Origin of the sequence: Salmonella sp. SAL04213 (assembly GCF_046550535.1) — a bacterium.
Classification (GTDB): domain Bacteria; phylum Pseudomonadota; class Gammaproteobacteria; order Enterobacterales; family Enterobacteriaceae; genus Salmonella; species Salmonella enterica.
The window spans coordinates 56864-70782 of sequence record NZ_JBGDXS010000003.1 but is presented as its reverse complement, the minus strand read 5'-3'; the positions used below and the strand labels follow the sequence as shown (position 1 = coordinate 70782).

Sequence of the window (13919 nt, the reverse complement as noted above, 5' to 3'; positions counted from 1 at the left end):
CAATGACGTGACGGGAAAGTGTCAAAAACGACTCACACACTCCATCGCGACCGTTTTAAATTGCGTAAAATTCTGACATGCGCAGAGGCGCGTCATGGCGCGTTCGCGCAGGAAAGTGACGAAAATATCGTAGATGGCCATCGCCTCTTCATATTCACTTTTGCTGATGGCGAGTAAAAAAATAACGTGCGCCGTTTCATCACCCCAGGCAATCCCCTGCGGCGCGAGCACCGTATAAACCACCGTTTTCTTCGCCAGCAGCCCCAGCGCGTGTGGCAAGGCAATCCCGTCGCCTAATAACGTACTGACGATAGCTTCACGTTCAATAACCGAATCGAGAAACGCCGCATCAACAAAGCCTTCCTCGTGCAACTGATCGCACAGCGTTTTAAACAGCGTCTGTTGATCTATTTCCCCTTCCACAATGCGAAAATGCGAGGCATCGAAATATTTATCCAGCATCCACGGACGGGTTCTGTCCACCAGCACCAGCTTACCGATCTGCTCCAATTGATAGTCGGTAGGAAAGGGGGCGATCATAATGACCGGTTTATCTTTTTCGCCGATCCGCGCTGTGGAAATCACAAAATCCTCCACAATGCTGTCCCGCGCCTCATAGTCGCGTAGCGTCAGAGTGCGGGCAATCTCAATCTGCGGGTATTTCCGCGCCAGTACCGCTTCAATCATCCGCACCATCGCATTACCAGCATCGCACACCAGCAGTACCTGTGGCTGCCGCTGGTAGCCAATGTTGTAACTACGTTCCAGCCCAACGCCAATATGCAGCACCAGAAAACCGATTTCGTTTTCGCTAATGGTATACGGCGTGTATTTCCCCCAACTCGATATCGCCGCCAACGTCATATCCCACGCCATCGGATAGTGCTGCTTAATATTTTCCAGTAGTGGGTTGGGGATCATGATCTGGTAGCGCACGCGGGTGATCATCGTTTTGATGTGGGTCAGCAAGTCCGCGTGAAGCTGTTTATCATTCAACAGGTTATAGTTGTACTGGGTATTAATAAAATTGAGGATATAGCGCACCAGCGCCTCTTCATCATCGGCATTAATGGCGCTGGGGGCAATCTCCTGTACCTGGCGGGCGGCAATATGCACCTTCAGCCAGCTTACTTCCGGCTCCGACAGCGGCTTGTCGGCAAGCTGTTGTAGTAGCTCCGCAATCTCATGCGCCGCATGGCGCACTTTTTCATCGACCTCCTCTGCCACGCATTCCGATAACGGATACCCCTCGCGAATACGCCGTACCGCCACCGCGCAGTACAAACGCAGAAACAGCTCGCCCTCATCGGTCAGGCGGATTTGACAATGAGAGAAAATATCCGGCAAAAGAGACTGCAGCCGTTGAGACACCTCGGTGTTCAGCGTGGTACTAACAATTAACGGATGGGAGGGCTCCTGCTGCGCCAGCGTCCATAAAAGGTCGGTCAGACAGGCGCGAATCGCCATCTCTCCGCCAAACAATTTCATGCCATGACGCGGACGCGTTTCCAGCGTCAGATGATAACGCTGCAAATGCTCGCGCACGTCCGCCATGTCGTTCTGCAGCGTCGCACGGCTGACAAACCATTCATCTGCCAAATCCTCCAGCTTCAGCGAGAAGGCGGAGGTTAAAAAACGCGCCAGCAAATAGTGTATCCGCTCCTGGCTGGTGCGCGGACCGCGCGCCAGGGCGGGAGATTGCTGCGTTTGCAGGGATTGATAACGTGCCGGATCATCAATTTTGAGCTGATACCCGTTGCCGCGGCTGAGAGTAAATTGCGCGCCATGCGGCGTCAGCAGCATGTTCAGCGCGGCGATATCCGCCCGAACAGTACGCGTGGAGACCGACAACCGCTGCGCCAGCTCGTCCTGCGGCAGCGTCTCGTTTTGCAGCATCGCAAATAGCTGCGCTAAACGTTGGTTGGGGAATCGCACGTCTCTCTCCTCATGATTAGCCGACACGCGACCGGACGATAGCGAGTAACTGACGCACATCGTCCGCACGGGTGTTGCCGCTCACCTTATCAATAATCGAACTATAAATGTGAGGAATGATTTTGCTTACACCTGCATCAAGGGCGATGTGCAGAATCTCGGCGAAGTTTTCCAGATCGATACCGCCCGTCGGTTCCAGCCAGAAATCATGGCGGGCGCAGGCGTCAGCCACCGCTTTATACTCGTCGCGACAGGTGAGCCCTCCCATCGGAAAGTATTTAACGGAGCTGCCGCCCATGTCTTTGAGTAGCGCAATCGCCGTTTCTATGGGTACGATGCCGTCCGGCGCGCGGCTGCTTAGCGGGCCGGTGGAAATTTTCACCAGTCCCGGCGTGCCGGTCGGCGAGACAAGACCGTTCACCACCGTCTCATTTTGCCTCAGCAGCGCCCGGCTGGCCCCTACGCCGGTAAACACCTGGTTGACATGCTGCGGCTGTACCTGACGCGAGATTTCGCTCACCATCGCCGACTGGTTAGGATCGCCTGCCCCCAGTCCGACGGAGAGCGCATTGTCGATAAGCGCCGCATATTCACGCATATCCGCGACTGCGCTTACCACATCCGGATAGTTTTTGGAGAGCACGCCAACCAGCACATGACCTTCCGCCGCCGCGTAGATTTCCCGGGCGTTATCTTTCGAACCGGCCAGTACGTTCAGGCAAACGCGATCGCGGTAAAAGTTAGGGGTCAGTTTCATGCTTTTTTCTCCTGATTAATCACCTCACCAATACGACGCGCCACAATCGCTAACTGCGCGCGATCGACGCTGCGGACATCCGCTTCAATAATCCCTTCGTTGGCTTTGTATCCGCGAAAGTAAATCGCGTATTCCCCTTGCTTCAGTGCGTCGACCAGGTCGCCAGTGGCGATGCCGGTAACGGCTTCATCAAACTTAATTTCCGTGCGCGCGATGTCGCGTCCGGCGCTGTCCCACACCACGCGGGCGCTGACGCCGTTAAACGTGTTCAACGTGTCGATAAAGGGCGCCATTTTTTCTACCATCTCCGCGCCGCTCTCTTTTTGCGCCCGCAGGTACAATTCAATGGCGCAGGTCAGGCCAACAATTCCTTCTTTGCCGACCTTCATCGCCCGGCCAATGCCCGCTGACTGACGTTTTACCCACTCAACATACTGCGTTTTGCCAATCACCAGCCCGCTGGTCGGCCCTTCAATCGCTTTCGCGCCGCTATAGATAACGAGATCTGCGCCCACGCGGTAGTAGCACTGCAAATCTTCTTCCGCCGCCGCGTCCACAATCAGCGGGAGATTATGCGTGCGCGCCACCACCGCAGCCTGCTCCACGCTGAGCATACTTTTCTGCACGCAGTGGTGAGATTTGATATAGAGAATAGCCGCCGTGCGCGGCGTAATGGCCGCCGCCAACTGCGCGGCGGAACATTCGTTGGCGTAACCGGCTTCCACCAGTTTGCCGCCGCCCAGCGCCACCATCGTTCCCACCGGCGCGCCAAAGTTGACGTTGTGGCCCTTTGGCAGGACGATTTCGTTATTTTCAATCGGTGTAACGTGCAGGTTTTCCAGCAGCCAGTCACTGTCCTGAACCAGGACCGCGGCAACCGACTGGGCAAGGCCCGCACTGGCGCAGGAGACTACCGTCGCCCCTTCCACCTCCAGCAATTTCGCAATGTACTCGCCGGTTTTATTCACCAGATCTTTCATCTCGAAATACTGATTCATTCCGGCCATCGCCGCGTCTATCACTTCCGGGCGCGGCGTAGAGACGCCGAGCGCCGTCATACGTCCGGAGGCGTTAATCACCTGTTTTAATTGATACTTCTCAAAAATCGAAGGCATGTTCCGCGCTCCCTTGTTCGGTCATATAGCCCTTGCCTGCGCGTATCGCGGCAAGCGGCGTCAGCAATTCTTCAGTCTGTAAGCTGTCGTTTTCCGCGTCTACCAACACGGTGGGCTGGCGTTTAAGCGTAAAGAGGGTCAGGTCGGCATCCAGACCCGGCTGAAGACGACCTTTGGTTTTCAGATTCAGGCTATCGGCGGCATTGGCCGTCACGCACGCAATGACCTGCGGCAGCGACATGCCGATGGCGAGGAATTTCGACATCACATTAGCCAGCGAATGCACCGGGCCATTGATGCGGTTACGGCAGTAGATATCAGAACTGATGGTATGCGGTAAAATCCCCAGGCTAATGGCGCGTTTCGCCATCGCAAAGCTCAGACTGGCGGTACCATGTCCAACGTCTAGACGCACGCCGCGCGCCAGCGCTCGTGTCACCGAGGCGCGCAGCTCGCCTTCCGGCGTCAGAATACGGTTCGGCTTACCGTTGTAACAGTGGGTAATGATATCGCCCGCCGTCAGACGCTCCGCTATTTCGTCCAGATCCGGCGGGTTATTGCCAATATGTACCATCAGCGGCAGGTTGCCGTTTTCTTGCTGCATGGCTTTAGCGCGTTCCAGCGGCGTGATGCCGTTAACGCCTACCACGCTGCTGCTCATCCGCGCCTTGAGGCCGACGATAAAATCCGGATGGCGTTTTACCGCCTGCCGGACCGCATCGGCGTCAATATTGGCCATGTTAGCCAGCTCGTTTTGGGCAATAAGCCCAACGCGTGAAATATTTAATAGCGCATAAACGTCGGTGGCCGCATCACGGGTCAGGGTGTAAAAATCATCAATATCATCTGCGCCAGTGCTGCCTGCATCCACCACTGTGGTAACGCCAGTGGCAATACCCACGCTGTCCGGTTCGTCATGGTAAATCGGCGATTTTGGGTAGCAGTGAACGTGAGAATCAATCCAACCCGCACTAACGTAACACTCGCCGCGCAGGTCAATGGTTTTCACCGCCGGACCATCAACGTCACCCAACGCCGCGATTTTGCCATCTTGCAGGGCAATATTAGTCAGCGTGTCATCGACCAGACGCGCATGGCGCAGGAGTAAATCAAACATCGTTCTCTCCTTTGCCGGATGGCGGCGCAACCGCCTTATCCGGCCTACAAATCAACAGTTAGCTAATCGCAATCGGGAAGATGGAACCGAGGATCATCGCGCCTAAAATCGCGCCGCCGGTAATCGGCTTCTGCCAGATATAAAACAGCAGCGCACCCACCAGAGAGCCCAGACCAATAGGAATCGATGCCGTCATGGCGCTGAGGATAATCAACGGCCCCAGAAAACGGCCTGAAGTGTTACCGGCCCCCATCATGACGTCCGCCCCGTACGTGGAGTCGCTCTGATTGATGGTGAACTTACGCGCCAGAATAATGATGTAGCCAATCGCCAGGCCAATCACCAGACCGGTTATCAGCGAAGCGATAAAGTTCGCCACCGGGAAGACAAAGCCGGCTCCCAGCAGTAACGCCGGAACCCCTAAGCCCACGCCGGTCTGAATTGCCCCGCCGATATCCAGAATTCCGACCAGCGAACCTTCGATAATGCGGGCAAATAAAAAGCTGGCGCCGAAAGCGGCGACCGCGCCGTAGACGCCGGTATCCATCCCCGCTTTCAACATCGCCACAAAAGCAACTTCGTTAAATGCGCCGATACCGTACAGATAGTACATATGCGTCCCGGCGAAAACGCCGGAGGAGAGCAGGCCAACAAAGATCGGGAACGACCAGTCGGCATACCAAAAACCTTTATTCTCTTCCATTGTGGCCTCCGTTATTTGCCGCTGAGCGAGTTGTGGATCAGTTCAAGCCAGTTCGGTACCGTCATGTTGAAAGACTCGATCATTTTCATGTCGAAGCCGCGGAAGAAGCCGCTCAACACAAACAGCAAAACGATGGCGACCATCATCACTTTGGTGACATGGTTCCAGCCGCTCTCTTCTACGCCTTTACCGATCAAAATACCCAGCACCAGCCCCGGTACGGCGTTCCCCATGATGAGCTGCGCCGCGCCGCCGAAAACGGTGGCCCAGAAGCCCGATTTTTTACCAGCGTCGATCGCCGCTAACCAGAAGATCACAGGCATGACGATGTTGACCAGCAGGTTTGCCGCCGGTACCAGCACCTTAACCGCCGTCACCTGTAGCGCTTCTGGCACGGATGAGGCGGTCAGGTTAAGGAACGTTACGACAATCATGCCGATGACGGCGCAGGCGATCGCCATTTTTTTCGGGTCGTGCAGCGTCTCGCCGACGTTACGGTTTTTGATCATTAGCGCCGCCGCGCCCCAGTTAGGGATGATGCGGTGATCGACATCCTGGGTGAACGATCCGGCCGCCACAGACGACGCCCAGGCGTTAAAGAAGAAACCCAGCCCAAAGGAGAAGTGAGATGCCGGGTCGCCTTCACAGGAGTTGAGTTCGCCCAACGTACGGAACGCGCCCATCCCCTGCGTGGTTGGCGCGTGAAACATGCGTGCAGCCCCAGCGCCCACCCCTACGCCGACCAGCGCGCCGATAATGAGCGATTTAATTAGTATTATCAGGAACATAACTATGCCTTTTTAATAAAAATCAGCGTTTCGCGACGAAATCCACCCTGTCGAGATTGATGGCGGTCACGTTGACGGTCACATCCAGCTCCACGCTGTAAGTGCGTCGTTCCCGGCGCAAAAAGAAAAACAGAAAGGCCTCTTTACGCACCGACTCATGCGCCTGAACAATCCGCACATCCTGTGGCTCAATACGCAGTAAGATATACGGCGACTCTCTCATCACCGCCGACTGAACATGGTTCAGCGCATCGGCAAAGGCGCGTGCTTTGGCGTCGCCCTTGCCTTTTACTCTCACCGTGGTGGTGAATTGCTCTTTCATCATCAGGCGCCGTATTTCTTTTGCCACGCCTGCACCAGGCGCTCGCCGAGCTCTTCTTTATCCATAAAGCCGAAACCCAACACGTTGCAGCCTTCATTAATAGCGGTGACGCCTTCATCCACTGACCGCATTCCATATTTGGCTTTGTAGCCATGCTTGTTTTGCGCGGTGATAGCGCCCGCGCCGCCGCTGCCGCAAAATGAAATGCCGAAGGTGGCGTTTTCCGCTTTCATCACATCGCCCAGCTTCATGTCTGCCGCGACGCCCGGTACGACGACCGCGCGACCGCCCGCTTTTTCCACGCCTGCCGCTACTTTCTGGCCTTTACCCAGGCGATCGCCAATCACGACGGTAATCTGTTCCATTTTTTGCTCCTTAGAGGTTGTCTTTCGCGACTTCAAAATGTACCGATAATAGCCAGGCTTCTTCGTCAGGAAGGTTGCCAAACGCCGCCACGATTTCGCGGGCGAGCGCCATTGATTCGGCTGAGATTTCATCAAACAAGCTGGCATCGACTTCCGGTAAAGGCTCGCCGGTAATTGACCGGTGCGCCATCGCGCGAACGTGCGAGGTCAGCATTTGCGTCTGTACCGCATTGGGGACAATGTGATGCCGCCCCAGCAGGCTATCCACCTGCGTTAACACCTGTTCAGCCAGTTCGTTAATTCGCTCACCAGCATCGTGTTTTACTGCTCCGTTATCCACGCGTCTCACCCCGTTAATGGCAATGAGATAAAACTAGCGGTAAGGGTTAAAAGTTTGTAGCGAGTTATTTTCCACCTCGAAGTGGAAACGCGAGTGGGATAGGTGATCTGCGCCACAGAAAAGGCGGCATTAATGAATTATCGCCGGGAAAGTGTGAGATCTATCGCGGCATAAAGAGGAAATGGCGAAACAATAACGTTGTCGTATAAAGTGAGAAAGTGTGATGGGTATTACAGTTTGCCGGATGGCGACCTGCGGATAAAGCGAAGCCGCCATCCCACAAAGATTAACGATACTTTTTATGATACGTATTGCGGGTGGTTTTTAGCGCTTCCGCCGCCGCTTTCGCTTCTTTAACGTTACCTTCGTTCGCCAGCTTCAGCGCGCCATCAATTTGGCCGACCAGAATGTCAAAACCGTGACGAAAATCCTTCATTTCCGGGCTATCCGGCGCTTTATCTTCCAGCTTTGGCGGCGTAGCTTTTTGAGCATCCAGCGCGGCCGCGCGCATTTTGGTTAATGCCGCTTTCAGTTCAGGGGCACTATCCGTTTTCTCAACAACTTTCAGGTTATCATTGAGAATATCCATATTATCTTCAAGATCGGCAGCAAAAACAGCCGAACCGAATACCAGCGATGACACAGCAAGAATAGCTAACAGGCTTTTACGCATTGCTCACTTCCTTTTTTATTATTAACGATAAGTGTAATACCCTGAATAATTCGAGTTGCAGGCAGCCAACGCGCCTGCAGCCTGAAGTATGACGGGTATTATTGTCCGGCGATTTTCATCTCCGGTAACAATACCGAACCGCACTGTATATTACTGCGCGTTTCAATATCATCACCCACGGTGACAATATTACGCCACATCTCTTTTAAATTACCGGCAATGGTAATTTCACTTACCGGGTACTGGATTTCACCATTTTCAACCCAGAATCCCGCAGCGCCGCGGGAGTAGTCGCCGGTAATACCGCTGACGCCCTGGCCCATCAGTTCCGTCACCACCAGGCCGGTGCCCATCTCTTTTAGCAACTGCTCAAAGTTCAGCCCCTGCCCGGCGATACGCCAGTTATGAATGCCGCCGGCATGACCGGTACTTTTCAGCCCCAGTTTGCGGGCGGAATAGTTGGTCAGCAACCATTGCGTCAGTACGCCATCCTTCACAATGTCCCGGCGCTCTGTACGCACGCCTTCGCTGTCGAACGGTGAAGACGCCAGCCCTTTTAGCAGATGCGGGTGTTCTTCGATGGTTAACCATTCCGGCAGAATTTGTTTGCCCAGCGAGTCGAGCAGAAAAGTGGATTTACGGTATACCGCGCCGCCGGCAATCGCCCCGACCAGATGACCAAATAGCCCTGTCGCCACTTCATTGGCGAAAATGACCGGCGCTTTCATGGTGGAAAGCTTACGCGGCGACAGGCGGGATAAGGTACGACGCGCGCACTCGGCCCCGACCCATTCCGGCGCTTGCAGATCCGCCATTGCCCGACCGATGGTGTAAGCGTAATCACGCTCCATATCGCCGTTCTCTTCGGCGATGACGCAGCTTGAGAGCGAATGGCGCGTAGAGCAATATCCCTGCAACATGCCGTGGCTGTTGCCGAACACTTTAATGCCGTAATGGCTGTTAAAGCTCCCGCCTTCGGTATTGGTGATGCGTTTATCCGCCTTTAGAGAAGCCTGTTCCGCACGCGCGGCCAGTTCAATGGCTTCGTCTGGCGTAACCTCTGCCGGGTGGAACAAGTCCAGATCCGGCGCGTCAAACGCCAGCAGTTCTTTGTCCGCCACGCCTGCGCACGGGTCCGGCGACGTGTAACGCGCGATATCCAGCGCGGCCTGCACGGTACGGGCAATCGCCTGCGGGCTTAAATCCGTCGAAGAGGCGCTGCCTTTGCGGTTCTGGTGATACACCGTAATGCCCAGCGCGCCGTCGCTATTAAATTCGACATTCTCTACTTCACCATAACGGGTGCTGACGCTAATGCCGGTGGTCTTGCTGACGGCGACTTCCGCCCCATCCGATTTGCCTGAGGCTAACTCCAGCGCTGTCGAAACTGCTTCTTCCAGAATCTTACGCTGCGCTTCAACTTGTGAGATTACTTTCATTGCAAATGCCATAATGTAGAGAGAGTTTCTCTGAAGTCTAACAGAGAACCGTTTTTCAGTGCGCATCTTAACTGGTAACATTAGCCTCTTTTTTTAAGGAGCCTGACATGACAAAGCAGCCCGAAGACTGGCTCGACGACGTTCCCGGTGATGACATCGAAGACGAAGACGAAGAAATTATCTGGGTCAGTAAAAGTGAAATTAAACGCGATGCCGAGGAATTAAAACGCCTGGGCGCGGAACTGGTGGATCTGGGGAAAAACGCGCTGGATAAGATCCCGCTGGACGCCGATCTGCGCGACGCCATTGAACTGGCCCAGCGAATCAAAATGGAAGGACGCCGCCGCCAGTTGCAGCTTATCGGAAAAATGCTGCGCCAACGCGACGTTGAACCTATTCGCCAGGCGCTGGACAAGCTGAAGAACCGCCATAATCAGCAGGTGGTGCTGTTTCACAAGCTTGAGCATCTGCGCGATCGTCTGATCGTCGAAGGCGATGACGCGGTAGCCGAAGTACTGGCCCTGTGGCCGCACGCCGATCGTCAACAGCTTCGTTCATTGATCCGCAATGCGAAGAAAGAGAAAGAAGGCAACAAACCGCCGAAATCAGCGCGTCAGATCTTCCAGTATCTGCGCGAGCTGGCGGAAAACGAAGGGTAATTTTACACGTTGATAGCGTCTGCCGGATGGCGGCGCTGGCGCCTTATCCGGCCTACGGGAATGTACGTATTGTAGGCCCGGTAAGCGCAGCGCCACCGGGCATTTTTTACTCCACAACCAGTGCTTTTTTCGCCAGCCCATCCAGCAATTTCTGATGGATGCCGCCGAAACCGCCGTTGCTCATCACCAGGATGTGATCGCCAGGCTGTGCGGTTTTCACCACCATTTCCGCCAGCGTATCGACATCGCCACTCCAGTGAGCAGGCTGTACGCAGGCTTCAGCGACTTCCGCCACTTGCCACGGAATATGCGGCGGCTGCAGCAGGAACACTTCATCCGCACGCCCTAACGACGGCGCCAGGTCATCCTTGCATAACCCCATCTTCATCGTGTTAGAGCGCGGCTCCAGTACTGCGATAATGCGCGCGGTGCCGCCCACTTTACCGCGCAGCGCCGCCAGCGTGGCCAGAATTGCCGTCGGATGGTGAGCAAAATCGTCATACACCGTCACGCCGTTCGCTTCACCGCGTAGCTCCAGACGGCGGCGGGCGTTAATAAATGACCCCAGCGCACTGGCCGCTTCTGCGGGCGCGACGCCCACGTGGCGCGCGGCGGCAATCGCCATCAGACCGTTGTGCATGTTATGTTCGCCGACCAGGCCCCATTTCACATCGCCGACTTTTTCGCCGTCCAGCCACACTTCCCACTCGGAAGCATCCGTAGTCAGCTTCTTCGCCTGCCAGTGTCCCTGCTCGCCCACCAGCTCCTGCTCGCTCCAGCAGCCCAGCGCCATGGTCTGTTTCAGGTTGATGTCGTTTTCCGGCCAGATGATGCGCCCCTGCCCCGGCACGATGCGCACCAGGTGGTGGAACTGCTTCTGGATCGCTTTCAGATCGTCGAAGATGTCGGCATGATCAAACTCAAGGTTGTTGAGGATCAGCGTACGCGGGCAGTAATGCACAAATTTAGAACGTTTATCAAAGAACGCGCAGTCGTACTCATCCGCTTCGATAACAAAGAACGGGCTCTCGCCCAGGCGCGCGGAAACCTCAAAGTTGCCCGGTACGCCGCCAATCACGAAGCCCGGTTTGTACCCGCACGCTTCCAGTATCCAGGTCGCCATGCCTGCGGTCGTGGTTTTGCCGTGGGTACCGGCGACCGCCAGTACCCAGCGGTCGCGCAACACAAAGTCATGCAGCCACTGTGGACCAGACATAAAGGGAATGTTTTTTTCCAGCACCGCTTCCACGCACGGATTCCCGCGCGTCATCGCATTGCCGATAATCACCAGATCCGGCTGCGGATCGAGCTGACTGGCGTCATAACCCTGGATCAGATCAATGCCTTGCTTCTCAAGTAAGGTACTCATCGGCGGATACACATTGGCGTCCGAACCCGTTACTTCATGACCAAGCGAGCGAGCCAGCATCGCCAGCCCCCCCATGAAAGTGCCACAAATTCCCAAAATATGAATGCGCATACGTCACTATCCTTTTTTTATCTGCGAGCCATTTTACGCACATGTCTGGCAAGTGAGAAACGCATTTCAGGTAAATCTGTACTTTGCTGGCGCGATTCACCTGAGCGCATCATCTGAAATGTTTGTTAAGATTGTTACGGTCGCTTTACTCCAATCAATTGCAGGGAAAGTGTTATGAAAACGTTAGGTGAATTTATTGTCGAAAAGCAGCACGAGTTCTCTCAGGCTACCGGTGAGCTCACTGCTTTGCTGTCGGCAATAAAATTGGGCGCCAAGATCATCCACCGCGATATCAACAAGGCCGGTCTGGTCGATATCCTGGGTGCCAGCGGTGCTGAGAACGTACAGGGCGAGGTTCAGCAGAAACTCGATCTGTTCGCGAACGAGAAACTGAAAGCTGCACTAAAAGCGCGCGATATTGTAGCGGGCATCGCATCGGAAGAAGAGGACGAAATTGTCGTCTTTGAAGGCTGCGAACACGCGAAATATGTGGTGCTGATGGACCCTCTGGATGGCTCTTCTAACATCGACGTTAACGTCTCTGTCGGTACGATTTTCTCGATTTATCGCCGCGTGACGCCTGTCGGCACGCCGGTCACCGAAGAAGATTTCCTGCAACCCGGCAACAAACAGGTCGCTGCGGGATATGTCGTGTATGGCTCGTCCACCATGCTGGTTTACACCACCGGCTGCGGCGTACACGCTTTCACCTACGATCCGTCGTTGGGCGTGTTCTGTCTGTGCCAGGAACGTATGCGTTTCCCGGAAAAGGGTAAAACCTACTCCATTAACGAAGGCAACTACATTAAGTTCCCGAATGGCGTGAAGAAGTACATCAAATTCTGCCAGGAAGAGGATAGTTCAACAAGTCGCCCTTATACCTCACGTTACATTGGCTCTCTGGTGGCCGATTTCCACCGCAACCTGCTGAAAGGCGGCATCTATCTCTACCCCAGCACCGCCAGCCATCCGCAGGGAAAACTGCGTCTGCTGTATGAGTGCAACCCGATGGCGTTTCTCGCGGAACAGGCCGGCGGCAAAGCAAGCGATGGTAAAGAACGTATTCTGGATATCATTCCGGAAAGCCTGCACCAGCGCCGCTCGTTCTTCGTCGGCAACCGCCATATGGTTGACGATGTGGAACGCTTTATCCGCGAATACCCGGACGCGTAATCTTTACCACCATGCGGAATAACGCATGAAGCCGCCATTGGGCAATAACATGTCCGATGGCGGCGTTGCCTTATCAGGCCCGTGATTTTTCCGGTTCTTAACCTTTGTCGTTTATGCTCCGCAACGACGCGCCAGATGAGGCGGAAACGAAAACAAGCGAAGACTTTCGGCGTGAGTTGGCTATAATACTCGCCACTTGTTTGTCATAAATTCAAAGGAAACAGACATGAGCTTACTCAACGTCCCGGCGGGTAAAGAACTGCCGGAAGATATCTACGTCGTTATCGAGATCCCGGCTAACGCAGATCCGATCAAATACGAAGTTGACAAAGAGAGCGGCGCGCTGTTCGTTGACCGCTTCATGTCCACCGCGATGTTCTATCCGTGCAACTACGGTTACATCAACCATACCCTGTCTCTGGACGGCGACCCGGTAGACGTTCTGGTCCCGACGCCGTACCCGCTGCAGCCAGGCGCCGTCATCCGTTGCCGTCCGGTTGGCGTACTGAAAATGACCGACGAATCCGGTGAAGATGCGAAACTGGTTGCCGTACCGCACACCAAACTGAGCAAAGAGTACGATCACATTAAAGATGTGAACGATCTGCCGGAACTGCTGAAAGCGCAGATCACTCATTTCTTCGAGCATTATAAAGATCTCGAAAAAGGCAAATGGGTGAAAGTTGACGGTTGGGACAACGCCGAAGCGGCTAAAGCGGAAATCGTTGCCTCCTTCGAGCGCGCAGCGAAGAAATAAGTTCGCTTTTACATAATCGTCAAGATAAAGGCTCTCATAGTAATGAGGGCCTTTTTATTGGCTAATGAATAGAACACAATTTTTATCATTATTAGTTTAACATTCACGGAATGAATAAAACTCTACCTTATTTTTTATTAAAAAGGGTTGAATACGCTCACATTTTCTCTAAAAAGCTTAAGATAATAATTGTTTTGTGAATGCCCGCAGACTCCTCTGGACTTACGCCCTAAATATTAGCAAGCGCCAAATTCTTATTTAGTGCATAGGCCCGATTACCTTTTTAATAAGGTATC

At 54.4% G+C, this 13919-nt stretch carries 15 protein-coding genes; 3 read left to right on the top strand and 12 right to left on the bottom strand.

The window, feature by feature from the left end; genetic code table 11:
* Positions 1–21: 21 nt before the first annotated feature.
* The 11 genes from ACLJPQ_RS09810 to pmbA all read right to left on the bottom strand — a co-directional run bounded on the left by ACLJPQ_RS09810 (position 22) and on the right by pmbA (position 9566).
* On the bottom strand, positions 22–1935 hold the full coding sequence (locus tag ACLJPQ_RS09810) for a BglG family transcription antiterminator (protein WP_064013343.1): 1914 nt from the start codon (positions 1933–1935) through the stop codon (positions 22–24).
* Positions 1936–1951: 16 nt separating this feature from the next.
* On the bottom strand, positions 1952–2692 hold the full coding sequence (gene dagF / locus ACLJPQ_RS09805) for a 2-dehydro-3-deoxy-phosphogluconate aldolase (protein ID WP_080184882.1): 741 nt from the start codon (positions 2690–2692) through the stop codon (positions 1952–1954).
* On the bottom strand, positions 2689–3807 hold the full coding sequence (locus tag ACLJPQ_RS09800; protein ID WP_001139177.1) for a DgaE family pyridoxal phosphate-dependent ammonia lyase: 1119 nt from the start codon (positions 3805–3807) through the stop codon (positions 2689–2691). Before ACLJPQ_RS09800 ends, dagF begins: the two co-directional genes overlap by 4 nt.
* Positions 3791–4924: an amidohydrolase/deacetylase family metallohydrolase gene (locus ACLJPQ_RS09795; RefSeq protein ID WP_080184881.1), complete on the bottom strand. Its 1134-nt coding sequence runs from the start codon at positions 4922–4924 to the stop codon at positions 3791–3793. The genes ACLJPQ_RS09800 and ACLJPQ_RS09795 overlap by 17 nt, the downstream gene beginning before the upstream one ends.
* A 58-nt stretch (positions 4925–4982) precedes the next feature.
* Positions 4983–5627, bottom strand: a complete 645-nt coding sequence (locus ACLJPQ_RS09790; RefSeq protein WP_000392127.1) for a DUF4310 family protein — start codon at positions 5625–5627, stop codon at positions 4983–4985.
* An 11-nt stretch (positions 5628–5638) separates the two neighbouring features.
* Positions 5639–6415 (bottom strand): DUF4311 domain-containing protein, encoded by a 777-nt coding sequence (locus tag ACLJPQ_RS09785; RefSeq protein WP_000478578.1) that lies wholly within the window; start codon positions 6413–6415, stop codon positions 5639–5641.
* A gap of 22 nt (positions 6416–6437) precedes the next feature.
* Positions 6438–6740, bottom strand: a complete 303-nt coding sequence (locus ACLJPQ_RS09780; protein WP_000975187.1) for a DUF4312 family protein — start codon at positions 6738–6740, stop codon at positions 6438–6440.
* Complete coding sequence (locus ACLJPQ_RS09775; protein ID WP_000435389.1) at positions 6740–7102, bottom strand: SFCGS family glycine-rich protein; 363 nt, start codon at positions 7100–7102, stop codon at positions 6740–6742. The genes ACLJPQ_RS09780 and ACLJPQ_RS09775 overlap by 1 nt, the downstream gene beginning before the upstream one ends.
* A 10-nt stretch (positions 7103–7112) precedes the next feature.
* Positions 7113–7451, bottom strand: coding sequence for a glycine dehydrogenase (locus ACLJPQ_RS09770; protein ID WP_001255104.1), 339 nt, complete (start codon positions 7449–7451; stop codon positions 7113–7115).
* Positions 7452–7728: 277 nt separating this feature from the next.
* A complete protein-coding gene (gene cybC / locus ACLJPQ_RS09765) occupies positions 7729–8115 on the bottom strand; it encodes a cytochrome b562 (protein WP_001232231.1) in 387 nt (128 codons plus the stop codon).
* Between the two features lie 98 nt (positions 8116–8213).
* Positions 8214–9566: a metalloprotease PmbA gene (pmbA, locus tag ACLJPQ_RS09760; RefSeq protein WP_000852994.1), complete on the bottom strand. Its 1353-nt coding sequence runs from the start codon at positions 9564–9566 to the stop codon at positions 8214–8216.
* Between the two features lie 95 nt (positions 9567–9661).
* Here pmbA and yjgA point away from each other — a divergent pair, with 95 nt between their 5' ends.
* A complete protein-coding gene (yjgA, locus tag ACLJPQ_RS09755) occupies positions 9662–10213 on the top strand; it encodes a ribosome biogenesis factor YjgA (RefSeq protein ID WP_080184880.1) in 552 nt (183 codons plus the stop codon).
* Positions 10214–10319: 106 nt separating this feature from the next.
* Here the strand turns inward: yjgA and mpl are convergent, their stop codons facing one another.
* The gene (gene mpl, locus ACLJPQ_RS09750; protein WP_001219832.1) at positions 10320–11693 is read right to left on the bottom strand and encodes a UDP-N-acetylmuramate:L-alanyl-gamma-D-glutamyl-meso-diaminopimelate ligase; all 1374 of its coding nucleotides are present in this window, start codon (positions 11691–11693) and stop codon (positions 10320–10322) included.
* A gap of 174 nt (positions 11694–11867) precedes the next feature.
* Between mpl and fbp the strand changes: the two genes are divergently transcribed.
* Both fbp and ppa read left to right on the top strand, forming a co-directional pair.
* Entirely contained in the window at positions 11868–12866 is a 999-nt protein-coding gene (gene fbp / locus ACLJPQ_RS09745) for a class 1 fructose-bisphosphatase (RefSeq protein ID WP_000853764.1), read from the top strand.
* A 226-nt stretch (positions 12867–13092) separates the two neighbouring features.
* Positions 13093–13623 carry an inorganic diphosphatase gene (gene ppa / locus ACLJPQ_RS09740; protein WP_000055079.1) on the top strand — a complete coding sequence of 177 codons (531 nt, stop codon included), beginning with the start codon at positions 13093–13095 and terminating at the stop codon, positions 13621–13623.
* Positions 13624–13919 lie beyond the last annotated feature (296 nt).

Bases quoted from the DNA above. Each gene is read 5' to 3' on its own strand.
- ACLJPQ_RS09775 (WP_000435389.1), bottom strand. From the start codon at position 7,102: ATGGAACAGATTACCGTCGTGATTGGCGATCGCCTGGGTAAAGGCCAG.
- yjgA (WP_080184880.1), top strand. From the start codon at position 9,662: ATGACAAAGCAGCCCGAAGACTGGCTCGACGACGTTCCCGGTGATGAC.
- ppa (WP_000055079.1), top strand. From the start codon at position 13,093: ATGAGCTTACTCAACGTCCCGGCGGGTAAAGAACTGCCGGAAGATATC.
- pmbA (WP_000852994.1), bottom strand. From the start codon at position 9,566: ATGGCATTTGCAATGAAAGTAATCTCACAAGTTGAAGCGCAGCGTAAG.
- mpl (WP_001219832.1), bottom strand. From the start codon at position 11,693: ATGCGCATTCATATTTTGGGAATTTGTGGCACTTTCATGGGGGGGCTG.
- ACLJPQ_RS09790 (WP_000392127.1), bottom strand. From the start codon at position 5,627: ATGGAAGAGAATAAAGGTTTTTGGTATGCCGACTGGTCGTTCCCGATC.
- ACLJPQ_RS09785 (WP_000478578.1), bottom strand. From the start codon at position 6,415: ATGTTCCTGATAATACTAATTAAATCGCTCATTATCGGCGCGCTGGTC.
- fbp (WP_000853764.1), top strand. From the start codon at position 11,868: ATGAAAACGTTAGGTGAATTTATTGTCGAAAAGCAGCACGAGTTCTCT.
- cybC (WP_001232231.1), bottom strand. From the start codon at position 8,115: ATGCGTAAAAGCCTGTTAGCTATTCTTGCTGTGTCATCGCTGGTATTC.
- ACLJPQ_RS09795 (WP_080184881.1), bottom strand. From the start codon at position 4,924: ATGTTTGATTTACTCCTGCGCCATGCGCGTCTGGTCGATGACACGCTG.
- ACLJPQ_RS09780 (WP_000975187.1), bottom strand. From the start codon at position 6,740: ATGATGAAAGAGCAATTCACCACCACGGTGAGAGTAAAAGGCAAGGGC.
- ACLJPQ_RS09800 (WP_001139177.1), bottom strand. From the start codon at position 3,807: ATGCCTTCGATTTTTGAGAAGTATCAATTAAAACAGGTGATTAACGCC.
- dagF (WP_080184882.1), bottom strand. From the start codon at position 2,692: ATGAAACTGACCCCTAACTTTTACCGCGATCGCGTTTGCCTGAACGTA.